Source organism: Streptomyces sp. NPDC046876 (assembly GCF_040645035.1).
In the GTDB taxonomy this organism is placed as follows: domain Bacteria; phylum Actinomycetota; class Actinomycetes; order Streptomycetales; family Streptomycetaceae; genus Streptomyces.
Map to the genome: position 1 here is coordinate 14,601 of NZ_JBEYXK010000091.1, position 13,355 is coordinate 27,955.

The 13,355-nt window shown below is 73.4% G+C and carries 14 protein-coding genes; 7 read left to right on the forward strand and 7 right to left on the reverse strand.

The genetic code is table 11. The features are described from left to right. Nucleotides 1-134 precede the first annotated feature (134 nt). A complete protein-coding gene (locus ABZ924_RS31105; RefSeq protein WP_361917127.1) occupies nucleotides 135-395 on the forward strand; it encodes a hypothetical protein in 261 nt (86 codons plus the stop codon). 76 nt (nucleotides 396-471) lie between these two features. Here ABZ924_RS31105 and katG read toward each other — a convergent pair whose 3' ends face one another. After that, nucleotides 472-2,697, reverse strand: coding sequence for a catalase/peroxidase HPI (gene katG / locus ABZ924_RS31110; protein ID WP_361917130.1), 2,226 nt, complete (start codon nucleotides 2,695-2,697; stop codon nucleotides 472-474). 285 nt (nucleotides 2,698-2,982) lie between these two features. Between katG and ABZ924_RS31115 the strand changes: the two genes are divergently transcribed. Then, nucleotides 2,983-3,402, forward strand: coding sequence for a Fur family transcriptional regulator (locus ABZ924_RS31115; RefSeq protein WP_361917133.1), 420 nt, complete (start codon nucleotides 2,983-2,985; stop codon nucleotides 3,400-3,402). 90 nt (nucleotides 3,403-3,492) lie between these two features. On the opposite strand, the gene ABZ924_RS31120 is transcribed toward ABZ924_RS31115, so the two are convergent. The 6 genes from ABZ924_RS31120 to ABZ924_RS31145 form a co-directional block, all read right to left on the reverse strand. Beyond that, entirely contained in the window at nucleotides 3,493-3,978 is a 486-nt protein-coding gene (locus ABZ924_RS31120) for a hypothetical protein (RefSeq protein WP_361917136.1), read from the reverse strand. Then, complete coding sequence (locus tag ABZ924_RS31125) at nucleotides 3,975-4,301, reverse strand: ribbon-helix-helix protein, CopG family (RefSeq protein WP_361917139.1); 327 nt, start codon at nucleotides 4,299-4,301, stop codon at nucleotides 3,975-3,977. The genes ABZ924_RS31120 and ABZ924_RS31125 overlap by 4 nt, the downstream gene beginning before the upstream one ends. 70 nt (nucleotides 4,302-4,371) lie before the next feature. Further along, a complete protein-coding gene (gene msrB / locus ABZ924_RS31130; RefSeq protein WP_361917142.1) occupies nucleotides 4,372-4,779 on the reverse strand; it encodes a peptide-methionine (R)-S-oxide reductase MsrB in 408 nt (135 codons plus the stop codon). 38 nt (nucleotides 4,780-4,817) lie between these two features. Continuing rightward, nucleotides 4,818-6,218, reverse strand: a complete 1,401-nt coding sequence (murC, locus tag ABZ924_RS31135; protein WP_361917145.1) for a UDP-N-acetylmuramate--L-alanine ligase — start codon at nucleotides 6,216-6,218, stop codon at nucleotides 4,818-4,820. A gap of 89 nt (nucleotides 6,219-6,307) precedes the next feature. Continuing rightward, entirely contained in the window at nucleotides 6,308-6,775 is a 468-nt protein-coding gene (locus ABZ924_RS31140; protein WP_361917148.1) for an indole-3-glycerol phosphate synthase, read from the reverse strand. 135 nt (nucleotides 6,776-6,910) lie between these two features. Then, nucleotides 6,911-7,729 carry a pyrimidine reductase family protein gene (locus ABZ924_RS31145; protein ID WP_361917151.1) on the reverse strand — a complete coding sequence of 273 codons (819 nt, stop codon included), beginning with the start codon at nucleotides 7,727-7,729 and terminating at the stop codon, nucleotides 6,911-6,913. Between the two features lie 36 nt (nucleotides 7,730-7,765). On the opposite strand from ABZ924_RS31145, the gene zapE reads away from it, so the two are divergent. From zapE to ABZ924_RS31170, 5 genes are all read left to right on the forward strand, one after another. Further along, nucleotides 7,766-8,869, forward strand: a complete 1,104-nt coding sequence (zapE, locus tag ABZ924_RS31150) for a cell division protein ZapE (RefSeq protein WP_361917154.1) — start codon at nucleotides 7,766-7,768, stop codon at nucleotides 8,867-8,869. Between the two features lie 58 nt (nucleotides 8,870-8,927). Next, nucleotides 8,928-9,353 (forward strand): OsmC family protein, encoded by a 426-nt coding sequence (locus tag ABZ924_RS31155; RefSeq protein ID WP_361917158.1) that lies wholly within the window; start codon nucleotides 8,928-8,930, stop codon nucleotides 9,351-9,353. Nucleotides 9,354-9,781: 428 nt separating this feature from the next. Continuing rightward, complete coding sequence (locus ABZ924_RS31160; protein ID WP_361917161.1) at nucleotides 9,782-11,143, forward strand: alkaline phosphatase PhoX; 1,362 nt, start codon at nucleotides 9,782-9,784, stop codon at nucleotides 11,141-11,143. A 130-nt stretch (nucleotides 11,144-11,273) separates the two neighbouring features. Further along, nucleotides 11,274-12,104, forward strand: a complete 831-nt coding sequence (locus tag ABZ924_RS31165) for a polyphosphate kinase 2 family protein (protein WP_361917167.1) — start codon at nucleotides 11,274-11,276, stop codon at nucleotides 12,102-12,104. An 80-nt stretch (nucleotides 12,105-12,184) separates the two neighbouring features. Next, the gene (locus tag ABZ924_RS31170; protein ID WP_361917164.1) at nucleotides 12,185-13,102 is read left to right on the forward strand and encodes a polysaccharide deacetylase family protein; all 918 of its coding nucleotides are present in this window, start codon (nucleotides 12,185-12,187) and stop codon (nucleotides 13,100-13,102) included. The last annotated feature ends 253 nt before the right edge of the window (nucleotides 13,103-13,355 follow it).

Sequence of the window (13,355 nt, forward strand, 5' to 3'; positions counted from 1 at the left end):
CCCCTGGGCACTATGGGTGCACGAGTTGTTGCCAACCGGAGTCCGAATCGGTATCCGAGGGGTGTGCTCGCGGTGTCGGCGTGGTGTCGTGGTGTCCCGCCCGGATCCGCGCCGCGGCGCCCTACGGTCTACCCATGAGCGAGATTGTGGTGGTGTACGAGCTCGACCAGCCCGCCGCGGCGCACACCCCGGGGCGCACCCTGCGCGTGCACGCGGCCCCCGCCTCCCCGGGCCTGCCGTCCGCCCCCGGCCCGCGGACCTACTGCGGCCGGGACACCTTCGCCATGGCGCCGGCCCCGCGGCAGGCCGCCGGGGAGCCCGGATCCCCGTGGTACGCCCCGGAGTCCGAGGACCTGGTCTGCGCCTCCTGCGACGCCGCCGTCGGAAACGACTGAGGGCGCCCGGGCCGGCCCCTGCGGGCCGGTCCCGGACGCCCTCACCGGCGTCGTGACCCGGTGGCGTCCGGCGTGGTCAGACGAGGTCGAACCGGTCGAGGTTCGACACCTTGACCCACGCCGCGACGAAGTCCGTCACGAACTTCTCCTTGGCGTCGTCGCTCGCGTACACCTCGGCCAGTGCGCGCAGCTCGGAGTTGGAGCCGAAGACGAGGTCGGCGCGGCTGCCCGTCCACTTGACCTCGCCGGTGGCGGTGTCGCGGCCCTCGAAGGTGTGCGCGTCCTGGGAGGTCGCGGTCCACGTGGTGCCGAGGTCGAGCAGGTTGACGAAGAAGTCGTTCGTCAGCCGCCCGGGGGTCTCGGTGAGGACGCCGAGCTGCGAGCCCTGGTACGTGGCGCCGAGCACGCGCAGGCCGCCGACCAGCACGGTGAGCTCGGGGGCGCTCAGGGTCAGCAGGTTCGCCTTGTCCACCAGCAGGTACTCGGCGGGCAGGCGCTGGCCCTTGCCGACGTAGTTGCGGAAGCCGTCGGCGCGCGGCTCCAGCGCGGCGAAGGACTCCACGTCCGTCTGCTCCTGGGAGGCGTCCACGCGGCCCGGGGTGAACGCCACCTCGACGTCGTGGCCGGCGTCCTTGGCGGCCTTCTCGACGGCCGCCACGCCCGCGAGGACGACGAGGTCGGCGATCGAGACCTGCTTGCCGCCGCTCTGGGCGGAGTTGAACGCCTCCTGAATGCCCGTCAGGGTGCGCAGCACGCGGGCGAGCTGGTCGGGCTCGTTCACCTCCCAGCCGATCTGCGGCTGCAGGCGGATGCGGCCGCCGTTGGCGCCGCCGCGCTTGTCGCTGCCGCGGAAGGAGGACAGTGCCGCCCAGGAGGTGGAGACGAGCTCGGCCACCGTCAGGCCGGAGCCGAGGATCTGCTCCTTGAGGGCGGCGACGTCGGCCGCGTCCACGAGCTCACCGGTGCGCTGCGGCAGCGGGTCCTGCCACGCCAGCTCCTCGGAGGGGACCTCCGGGCCGAGGTAGCGCACGATCGGGCCCATGTCACGGTGGGTCAGCTTGTACCAGGCGCGGGCGAACGCGTCGGCGAACTGCTCCGGGTGCTCCAGGAAGCGCCGCGAGATCTGCTCGTACGCCGGGTCGAAGCGCAGCGCCAGGTCGGTGGTGAGCATGGTGGGGAGGTGCTTCTTCGACGCGTCGTAGGCGTCGGGTATGACCGCCTCGGCGTCCTTGGCCACCCACTGGTGGGCGCCGGCCGGGCTGGAGCTGAGCTCGTACTCGTAGCCGAAGAGGTTCTCGAAGAAGTTGTTGCTCCACCGGGTCGGCGTGGTGGTCCAGGTGACCTCGAGGCCGGAGGTGATCGCGTCGGCGCCCTTGCCGGAGCCGTACGAGCTCTGCCAGCCGAGGCCCTGGGCCTCCAGCGGGGCCGCCTCGGGGTCGGCGCCCACGTGGTCGGCGGGGCCGGCGCCGTGGGTCTTGCCGAAGGTGTGGCCGCCGGCGATGAGGGCGACGGTCTCCTCGTCGTTCATCGCCATCCGGCGGAAGGTCTCGCGGATGTCGCGGGCCGCGGCGATCGGGTCCGGGTTGCCGTTCGGGCCCTCGGGGTTGACGTAGATGAGGCCCATCTGGACGGCGCCGAGCGGGTCTTCGAGCTCGCGGTCGCCGGAGTAGCGCTCGTCGGCGAGCCAGGTGGTCTCGGGGCCCCAGTAGACGTCCTCGTCCGGCTCCCAGACGTCGGCGCGGCCGCCGGCAAAGCCGAAGGTCTCGAAGCCCATGGACTCCAGCGCGACGTTGCCGGCGAGGATCATGAGGTCGGCCCAGGAGATGGCCTGGCCGTACTTCTTCTTGACCGGCCACAGCAGGCGGCGGGCCTTGTCGAGGTTGGCGTTGTCCGGCCAGCTGTTCAGCGGCGCGAAGCGCTGCTGGCCGGCGCCGGCGCCGCCGCGGCCGTCGGAGATCCGGTAGGTGCCGGCGCTGTGCCAGGCCATGCGGACCATGAACGGGCCGTAGTGGCCGAAGTCGGCGGGCCACCAGTCCTGGGAGGTGGTCAGCACCTGCGCGATGTCCCGCTTGACGGCCGGGAGGTCGAGGGTGGCGAACGCCTCGGCGTAGTCGAACCCCTCGCCGAGCGGGTTGGCCACGGCGGGGTTCTTGGCGAGGATCTTCAGGTTGAGCCGCTCCGGCCACCACTGGCGGTTCCCGCCGCCCTGGGTCGGGTGCGCGGCGCGGCCGTGCGCCACCGGGCAGCCGCCTGCGCCCTCCGCCGACGCGTCTCCCACGGTTGCATCCTGCTTCTCAGACATGGACGTCCTTCCGAACTAAGCGGATCACGGATCTCAAGAGCTGAGGGCGGTGGTGGTGCGGTACCTGCACGGGGCCGGACACGGGATCGGGGACGCCTTCCGCCGCAACGGGTCGGCTCCGCCGGCGGAAACCGGTCCCGAGACCCCCCATGTGCTCCCCTGCCGTCCTCTGTGTCTTGGCTACCACCGGATCCGATCCTACGATCGACATAGTCCAAGTCAATACAATAACCAGGCAAGCTCTGACTCATTCATCGGACGATGCGACGGTAAGGCTGGTGGGGCATGGGTGACCTGCTGGAACGGCTGCGGGTACGCGGCTGGCGGATGACGGCCCAGCGCAGGGTCGTCGCCGAGGTGCTGAGCGGCGACCACGTCCACCTCACCGCGGAGGAGGTGCTCGCCCGGGCCTCCGCCCGGCTGCCGGAGATCTCCCGGGCGACGGTGTACAACACCCTCGGCGAGCTGGTCGCGCTCGGCGAGGTCGCCGAGGTCACCACCGCCGGCCGCGCCAAGCGCTACGACCCCAACGCCGACCGCCCCCACCACCACCTGGTCTGCTCGGCGTGCGGCACCATCCGCGACGTCCACCCGACGGGCGACCCCCTGACCGCCCTCCCACCCTCCGAACGCCACGGCTACACCCTCGCGGAAGCCGCCATCACCTACCGGGGCCTCTGCCCGACTTGCACCGCCCGCGCCTGACGGCAACACGCACACGGGGCCCGCCCCGGCGCAATGCCGGTGCGGGCCCCGTACGGCCGCGCGCGTGCGTACGCTTCCCGCGCGCCCGTCTCACACGGCGTGGACATGCACGTCCGGCGGGTTGAGCACCGCCAGGTACGCCGCGATGTCCTCCGGATCGCTGGTGAAGATCACTGCACTCCCGTGCTTGGCCGCGGCCAGGGCAACCCAGGCGTCCACCGCGTCCGGCCGCTTCTTCGGCGGGAGGGCAGCCAGGCCCAGCGCGGTCCCGACCCGGCGCCAGTCAGTGAGGTCCGGTCCCGTCGCGCACGCGATGCACTCCGGCCGGCCGGCCTTGGTCTCGCGCATCGGCGAAGCCGACCCTCGCGCCTGCGGCACCGTGCAGTCGCCGAGGACTCCGGCCAGCGCGTGCACCTGCCTCGGGTTCGGGCGCCACACCTGCGCGAGCACCGGCCCGAGGACGAGCGCCCGGTGCGGCGCCGCCCTCAGTCCCTCGTGCAGGTGGACCGCCTTCGCCTTGCGGTCGGCGAGGGCGATGAGCATCCCGGTGTCGTAGACGGGGACCCGTGTGCTCACGCGGCCGCGCCCGGCCGCGCACCCTGCCGGTCGGCTCCGTAGACGAGGCCGAGCGCGGACTCGACCTCCCGCCGCTCCTGCTCCGTCAGCTCCCCGGCCGCCGCCTCCGGCTCCGGTGCGACACCGGCCGCCTCCGCCTCGGCAGCCGCAATCAGAGCGTCCACTCCCGCGAACTGCTCCTCTATGGCCTCGGTCTCGGCCATCTGCTGTGTCGCGGCGTGCACGAGGTACGCCGAGACGTCCAGGCCGGCACGCTCCGCATGCCGTCTGATGCGTTCCGCCTGCTCCTGCTCAAGGCTGATGCTGATCCTGGTCTTCGCCACACCCAGAGCGTATGACGCGTATGACGCGCGGCCAAGCGCCGCACCCTCGACCGCCGGCGGGCGGCGGTCCTCACTCCTCGTCGGGGGTGAGGCGCAGGGAGATCGAGTTGATGCAGTAGCGCTGGTCCGTGGGGGTCGGGTAGCCCTCGCCCTCGAAGACGTGGCCCAGGTGGGAGCCGCAGCGCGCGCAGAGGACCTCGGTGCGGACCATGCCGTGCGAGGTGTCCGCGCGCAGTTCGACCGCGTCGGAGTCCTTCGGGTCGTAGAAGGACGGCCAGCCGCAGTGCGAGTCGAACTTCTCGGTGGAGCGGAAGAGCTCGGCGCCGCAGGCGCGGCAGCTGTAGACGCCGGGCGTCTTGGTGTCGGTGTACTCACCGCGGAACGCCGGTTCGGTGCCCGCGAGGCGCAGCACCTGGTACTCGGACGGGGTCAGCTCCGCCTGCCACTGCTCGTCCGGCTTCTCGACCTCGTACGCCATGACTCTCCCGCTCCCTCGTGTTCGCGTCCCCCGGGCCGTCAGCCCGCCAGGCGGGCCAGGATCGCCGGACCCAGGTCCGTGACGTCTCCCGCGCCCATGGTGAGAACGAGATCGCCGGGCTTGGCCATTCCCGCGATCACGTCGGCGACGGATTCCTTGTCGTGCTCGGCGGTGACGTCGGCGCCCGCGGCGCGCGCGGCGGTGATGATGATCTCGCTGGTGACGCCCGGGATCGGGTCCTCGCGGGCCGGGTAGATGTCCAGGACCACGGCGGAGTCGGCCAGGGCCAGGGCCTGGCCCATCTCCTTGCCCAGCTCCTGGGTGCGGGAGAACAGGTGCGGCTGGAAGACGACCAGGATCCGGGAGTCGCCGGCCGCGCCGCGGATGGCCTCCAGGTCGGCGGTCATCTCGGTGGGGTGGTGGGCGTAGGAGTCGATGACCTGCACGCCCGCGACCTCGCCCTTGAGCTGGAGGCGGCGCTTGACCCCGGTGTACTTGCCGATCGCGGCGGCCAGGTCCTCGGCGGGGATGCCGAGGGCGACGCCGGCGGCGAGGGCGGCGACGGCGTTGTGGGCGTAGTGGCGGCCGGGCACGGACACGGTGAAGGTGATGGTGCGGCCGTCCAGGGCGACGGTGACCTCGCTGGTCAGACCGCGCGGGATGATCTTCTCGATCCGGACGTCGGCGTCGGCCTCCTCGCCGTACGTGACGACGTTGAGGCCCTCGGTGCCGCGGACCCGGCCGGCGATCTCGGCCGCTCCGGCCTGGCCGTGGGCGACGACCAGGGTGCCGCCGGGCACGATCCGGCCGACGAAGGTCTCGAAGGACTCGTAGATCTCCTCCATCGACGCGTAGTTCGCGTGGTGGTCGAGCTCCGCGTTGAGGATGATCGCGACCTGCGGGGCGTACTTGTGGAAGCTGCGGTCGCTCTCGTCCGCCTCCGCGACGAAGATGTCGCCGGCGCCGTGGTGGGCGTTGGAGCCCGGGGCGTCCAGGTCGCCGCCGATGGCGTACGAGGGGTCCAGGCCCAAGGCGGAGAGGGACACCGCCAGCATCGAGGTGGTGGTGGTCTTGCCGTGGGTGCCGGCCACCGCGATCGGGCGCAGGTCCTCCATGAGGGCGGCGAGGGCGTCGGAGCGGTGCACGACGGGCACGCCGAGCTCGGCGGCGCGGGCCAGCTCGGGGTTGTCGGCGCGGATGGCGCTGGAGACGACCACGCAGGTGGCGTCGTCGGCGAGGTGTCCGGCCGCGTGCCCGATGTGGACCGTGGCGCCGTGGGCGCGCAGGGCCCCGGCGGTCTCGGAGTCGCGGGCGTCGCTGCCGGCCACGGCGGCGCCGCGCTGGGCGAGGATCTTCGCGATGCCGGACATCCCGGCGCCGCCGATGCCGATGAAGTGCGGGCGTTCCATGGCGTTCGGCAGGCCGGACGGCGGCGTCATACGGATGCTCCCCAAGGTGCGGGTCGGTTGCGCCGGACGTCCCGGCGGGTGGGTGTCGGGACGGCTCGGCGAAAGTGTCGGACGCCAGCCTATTCGTTGTGGGCGAAGAGCTTGAGCACCGGAACCCCGACCTTGTGCCGCGCGCGGGAGGCCCAGTCCCGGTGGAAGAACTCCTCCACGAAGTGCGGGGCGGTCAAGACGATCACCTCATCGGCGGACGAGGTGTCGACGATCTCCTTGAGCTTGTCCAGCGGGTGGTCCTCGACGATCTGCCCGGTGGCCTGGGCGCCCTTGCGGCGCAAGGACTCCAGGGAGTGGGCCAGGGCCTGCTCGGCGGGGCCGCGGGCGGCGTCGCCCTCCGGTACGTCGGCCTCGCGCAGGGCCTCGGGCAGCTCGCCGAGGGCGACGTCGTCGATGGCGCGCAGCAGCCGGTCCTGGTCGCCCCGGGGCTGCATGAGCACGATGAAGGAGACCGGGTCGTCCCCGTGCAGGGTGGTGACGAAGTCCACGTCGACGGCGGTCAGCGGCTGCTCGATCATCAAAACGCTCGTGAACACGGACGCCCTCTCCTTCATGGGCCGCGGCCGGGCGGCCGGCCCCTGCGGAAACCATCCTGCCCCGCTCTCCCACGGGGCCTGCGCAGATATATGTGCCCACCGGACGCTAAGCGGAACGAGAAATTCCGCCCCTTGTCAGATCCGACGGTAGCTCGTGAAGAGGAACCCGGCCTCCTCCAGTACCGAGGCGGGCGCCAGCCGGTGCGGCACGGCGACCGCGGGCCCGCCGGAGATGCGCTGGGCGCCTCCGGCAGTGAGCATCGGCGAGATCGTCAGACACAGCTCGTCCAGCACGTCGGCGGCCACGAACTGGCCCAGCAGCCGGGGCCCGCCCTCGGTCAGCTGCCGACGCAGCCCGCGGTCGGCGAGCTCCCGGACCGCCCGGGCCGGGTCCACGGCGGCCCCGTCTCCCGCGATCACCACCTCGGCCCCGGCCTGTACGGCCTCGGCCACCCGGTCGGAGGGGGCGCCCGCGCCGGTGACCACCAGCGTCGGCACCAGGGGGGAGGTGAACAGGGGCAGGGAGAAGTCCAGGTCCAGGCTGGCGGTGACCACCGCGATGACCGGGGCGGGGCCCTGTCCGGCGGCCGCGCGCCGGGCCGCGAAGGCCTCGCGGGCGCGGGCCGGGCGGTAGCCCTCCTGGCGAACCGTTTCGGCTCCGGCGATCACCACATCGGCCAGCGCCCGCAGGGTGCCGAAGATCCGCATGTCGGTTTCGCCCGAGATGGGCTGCGAGCGGCCGTCGTGCTGGGCCGCGCCGTCGAGGGTGGAGACCATGTTGGCGCGCAGCCAGTGGCCGTCCGGGGCGAGGGCGGGGTACGCGTACGCCTCCGCCAGCTCGTCCAGGGACCACTCGCGGTCGGCGGTGGCCTCCGTACGGGCCGCCGGGGCCGGGAGCTGCGCCCGGTCCTCGGGGAGGGATGTCTGATCGGTCACAGGGAACAGCCGTCGCATCGGTGAAGTGTGCCACGGCCCGTAGAGTTAAGAGCTGTGTCAACATCACTCTCGACCTCCGGTTCCACCTACGGGCGACCCCCGATAGCCGACGCCGGCCCGCAGGCCCTGTGCGCCCGCGAGCCGCGGGTGCCCGCCGAACGGCTGGTGGCCGAGATGGTCCCGCCGCCGCGTTTCGACTCGGTGCGCTTCGACACGTACAACCCGGACCCGACCCAGCCGAGCCAGGCCGAGGCCGTCTCCGTGCTGAGCGGCTTCGCCGCCGGGCTCGGCGGCGCGCACGCCAGCGGCTCCGGCAAGCGGCGCTGGTTCGCCCGCAAGCCGGCCGCCCCCGCCGCCCCGCGCGGCATCTACCTCGACGGCGGCTACGGCGTCGGCAAGACCCACCTGCTGGCCTCCCTGTGGCACGCCACCCCGGCCGAGCCCGCGCTGAAGGCCTTCGGCACCTTCGTGGAGCTGACCAACCTGGTCGGCGCCCTCGGCTTCCAGCAGACCGTGCAGACCCTGGGCGGGCACCGGCTCCTGTGCATCGACGAATTCGAGCTGGACGACCCGGGCGACACCGTGCTGGTGTCCTCGCTGCTCGGCAAGCTGGTCGACCAGGGCGTGGCGCTGGCCGCCACCTCCAACACGCTGCCCGGCAAGCTCGGCGAGGGCCGCTTCGCCGCCGTGGACTTCCTGCGGGAGATCCAGGGGCTGTCCGCGCACTTCCGGCCGCTGCGCATCGACGGCCAGGACTACCGCCACCGCGGGCTGCCGGAGGCCCCGGCGCCGTTCTCCGACGAGCAGGTGGCGAAGGCCGCGTACGCGACCGAGGGCGCCAGCCTCGACGACTTCCCCGGGCTGCTGGAGCACCTGGCCCGGGTGCACCCCAGCCGGTACGGGGCCCTCACCGAGGGGATCACCGCGGTGTGCCTCACCGACGTGGTCCCGGTCCCGGACCAGTCGACGGCGCTGCGGCTCGTGGTGCTGGCCGACCGGCTGTACGACCGGGAGATACCGGTGCTCGCGTCGGGCGTCCCGTTCGACCGGCTGTTCAGTGACGACATGCTGAACGGCGGGTACCGCAAGAAGTACTTCCGCGCCATATCGCGGCTCACCGCGCTGGCACGCGACGCGAAACCCCTGGTGTCCCAGTAGGTTTGGGGTCGAACTTCCGCGAACTTCTGCGAGCTTCTGCGAAGGGACACCACAGAACATGGCCACCACCCGTCACGCACACACCGTCTGGGAAGGCAACCTGCTGGAGGGCAAGGGCGTCGTCACCCTCGACTCCTCGGGCATCGGCTCGTACGACGTCTCCTGGCCCTCGCGAGCCGAGGCGGCCAACGGCAAGACCAGCCCGGAAGAGCTGATCGCCGCCGCGCACTCCAGCTGCTTCTCGATGGCGCTGTCCCACGCGCTGGCGGGCAAGGGCACGCCGCCGACCCGGCTGGAGACGAAGGCGGACGTCACCTTCCAGCCCGGCGAGGGCATCACCGGCATCCACCTGACGGTGGAGGGGCAGGTCCCCGGCATCGACGCGGCCGGCTTCGAGGCCGCCGCGCAGGACGCGAAGAAGAACTGCCCGGTCAGCCAGGCCCTGACGGGCACGACGATCACCCTGAGCGCCACCCTGTCCTGACGGACCCCCCCGCCCCGCCGGCCGGCAGGCCTCACGGCCGGGCCGGGCCGGTGCGGCGGGGGCAGTGCTCGCGCGGACGCCCGACGGCGGGGCTCCGGCACCGCCGGGCCCCGCGGTACCGGGGTCCGGGGGCGAAGCCCCGCGGACGCCCGACGGCGGGCTCCGGCACCGCCGGGCCCCGCGGCGCGCACCGCGGTGCCGGGGTCCGGGGGCGGAGCCCCCGGGTTCGGGAAGGGGCGGGGAGGGGAACGGCCCCGCAGGGCACCCGCCCGCGTGCCTCCGCCCCCTCCGCACCGCACCGCGCCGCCGGATCCCCACCCGCGGCCGGCGGCGGTGCCGCCGGTGGGGGGAGGGTTGCGGCGGGGCGCACCAGGGCGGCGGGTGCGGCGTGGTACCACGGCTCCCGGTCCCCCCGATCGGAGTCCCGCATGTCTGTTTCACGCCGCAGCGTGCTCGCCGCCGCCTCCATCGCGTTCAGCGGAGCCGTCGGGGTGCTGTTCACCGGCGGCCGGGCCGCCCCCGCCGGGCGCGGACCCGGGTACGGCCCGCTGGTCCCCGACCCCCGCGGGCTGCTCGACCTGCCGGCCGGGTTCACCTACACCGTGCTGTCCCGGGCAGGGGACCCGCTCCGCTCCGGCGAGGGGACCGTGCCCGCCAATTGCGACGGCATGGCCGCCTTCGCCGCCGGTCCCGCCGGTCCCGCCGCCGGAGGCGTCCGGCTGGTGCGCAACCACGAGAACAAGCCCGCCGCCACCCTGCGCGTCCCGCCCGTCGCGGGCCTGACCTACGACCCCGCCGCCCTCGGCGGCTGCACCCTCCTCGAACTCGCCCCCGACGGCCGCGTCACCGCCGAGCGCGTCGCCCTCGCCGGCACCGCCGTCAACTGCGCGGGCGGCCGCACCCCTTGGAACACCTGGCTGAGCTGCGAGGAGACCGAGGACCTGGCCGGCACCTCCGGCTACACCCGCGACCACGGCTACGTCTTCGAGGTCGACCCCGCCGACCCGCACCGCTCGGGCGCGGTCCCGCTCACCGCGATGGGCCGCTTCGCGCACGAGGCCGTCGCCGTGGACCCGTACACCGGGATCGTGTATGAGACCGAGGACGCCTTCGTGCGCCCCTTCGGCCTGTTCTACCGCTTCCTGCCGGCCCGCCCGCTCGGCGGCCCCGGTTCGCTGCGGGTCGGCGGCGCGCTCCAGGCCCTGCGGGTGCCCGGGGTGCCGGACCTGTCGGTGGTGGACGAGCCCGGCGCCGAGTTCCCGGCCGAGTGGGTCCCCGTACCGGACCCGGCCGCGGCCGGCACCCCGATCCGGTTCCAGGACTTCGGCCCCGGCGGCATCACCCACGCCCAGAAGCTCGAGGGCTGCTACTGGGGCGACGGCGGCGTCCACTTCGTCTCCAGCTTCGCCCGCAGCGGCGAGGGGGCCGCCGCCGACCACCACGGCCAGGTGTGGTTCCACGACCCGCGCCGCGCCGTGGTCCGCCTCGACGTGCTCTTCGGCCCCGCCACGGACATCGCGCTGCCCGGCGACTGCCCCGACAACATCTGCCTGGCCCCGGACGGCGGGCTGATGGTGTGCGAGGACGGCGGCGGCGCCCAGTACGTCTTCGGCGTGACCCGGGCCGGCGAGGTGTACCCGGTGGCCCGCAACGCCGAGGACATCGGCCGGCCCGGGGCCCCGGAGTGGGGCGAGTTCGCCGGGGTGACCTTCTCCCCCGACGGCCGCACCATGTACGTCAACGCCTACACCCCCGGCACCACCTTCGCCGTGACGGGCCCTTGGCGCTGACCGCCGCCTGACGCCTGACCCTGCCCCCTGACGCCTCGCGGGCCCGCCCGATGTGGTGGACCATCGGAGGGTGTCCTCCGCAGGCAAGGGCGACAAGGCTGGGCGCGACGGGGCCCGCGGCGCGGCCCGGCTGGGTCCGCTGCTGCGCGTACCCGCCGGAAAGCGCGTCGACCTCGGCGCGCTCTCGCCGGCGGCGCTGCCCGCCGGCCCGGCCGGCAAGGCCGCCGGCCAGGCGGCCACCGCCCGGCTGGCCGGGCCGCTCGCCGAGCTCCAGGAGCGGCTGTACGCGGCCGCCACCGCCGGTGACCGCCGCCGGGTCCTGCTGGTCCTGCAGGGCATGGACACCAGCGGCAAGGGCGGCACCGTCAAGCACGTGATCGGCCAGCTCAACCCCTCGGGCTGCCGCATCACGGCCTTCAAGGCGCCCACCGCCGAGGAGCGCGGCCACCCGTTCCTCTGGCGGATCACCAAGGCGCTCCCCCGCCCCGGCGAGATCGGCATCTTCGACCGCTCGCACTACGAGGACGTGCTCATCGCCCGCGTCCGGGAGCTGGTGCCCCGCAGCCGCCTGGACCGCCGCTACGGCGAGATCAACCGCTTCGAGGAGTCCCTCGCCGAGGACGGCGTCACCGTAGTGAAGGTCTTCCTCCACATCAGTCCCGAGGAGCAGCTCAGGCGGCTGCTGAAGCGGCTCGACAACCCGGACAAGCGCTGGAAGTTCGACCCGGGCGACATCGAGGAGCGGGCGCTGTGGTCCGCGTACCAGGAGGCGTACGCCTTGGCCCTGGAGCGCTGCTCCAGCGCGGCCGCGCCCTGGTACGTGGTCCCCGCGGACCGCAAGTGGTACCGGAACTGGGCCGTCAGCACCCTGCTGCTGGAGCATCTGGAGGACATCGATCCGCGCTATCCGGAGCCCGGTTTCGACGTCGGGGCGTGCCGCGCACGGCTGCTGGCGAGCTGAGGTGTACACGGGCGGGCGATTCTCCGGCCCGGCCCGCGCCGTGACCATATGCAAAGCAGATGTTCATATATTTTGCCTGCGTGACCCATTCCGTACGCAATGCGGTGGCCGCGGCCGCCCTCGGTGCCGTTCTGTGCACCGCCCTCACCGGATGCGGAGGCGGCACCGCCCCCTCCGGCAGCCAGGCCCGTCTGGGCACCCCCGCCGCGTCCGACGGGCCGTCCTCCGCCGCCTCGGCCGCCGCCCCCGACTCCCCCGCCGCCTCGTCGCCGGCCGCCGGGGCCGGCGGGCCCGGCGCGGTCCCGATGCTGCCGCCCGGGCCGAACGGCCTGACCCCCGTCTTCGAACGGGCCAAGCAGCACACCGACAAGACCGTCGCGCTGACCTTCGACGCCGACATGACCTCCGACCAGGGGCCGCGCGCGGCGGGCGGGGAGCACTTCGACAACCCCCAGCTGATCGCCACCCTGAAGACGCTCAAGGTGCCCTCGACGATCTTCATGACCGGGCGCTGGGCCGAGGAGTACCCCGACCAGGCGAAGGCCATCGGCACCGATCCGAACTTCGAGATCGCGAACCACTCGTACAGCCACCACGCCTTCAAGTCCCCCTGCTACGGGCTCCCCGCGCTCGACGCCGCGGCCGCCCGGGCCGACGTCGACCGGGCCTTCGCCGCCTTCCGCACGGCGGGCGCGGTGAACACCGTGCCCTACTTCCGCTTCCCCGGCGGCTGCTACGACGACCAGGCCCTGCGGGCGCTGTCCACGGCCAAGGTGACGGCCGTCCAGTGGGACGTGGTCAGCGGGGACGCCTTCGCGAAGGATCCGGACGCGGTGGCCCAGCAGGTCCTCGCCGGGGTGAAGCCGGGGTCGGTGGTGGTCATGCACTGCACGCGCAGCGCGGCCCCCGTCACCGAGGAGGCCATCCGAAAGATCGTCCCGGAACTCCGCAAACGGGGCTACCGCTTCGTGAAGGTGTCCGACCTCATCGGCAAGTAGCCACTCGGCCCAGGCGTCGCGGAGCCGGCCTGACTCCCGCGGCGCCTCCCCGGACCCCGCAACTCAAACGCCGGCGGGGCTGGTTTCACCGGACCCCGGCTGCAAGCGCTGCGTGCCCGGTCCATGCTTTCGAAGCCCGGGGCGGCCATTTTCAGCCTCGCCGGCGATTGAGGCGCGGGGTTTGGGGCGGAGCCCCAAGAAACCCGGCTCCGCCCGGGGGGGGACCCCCACTCAAACGCCGGCGAGGCTGAAT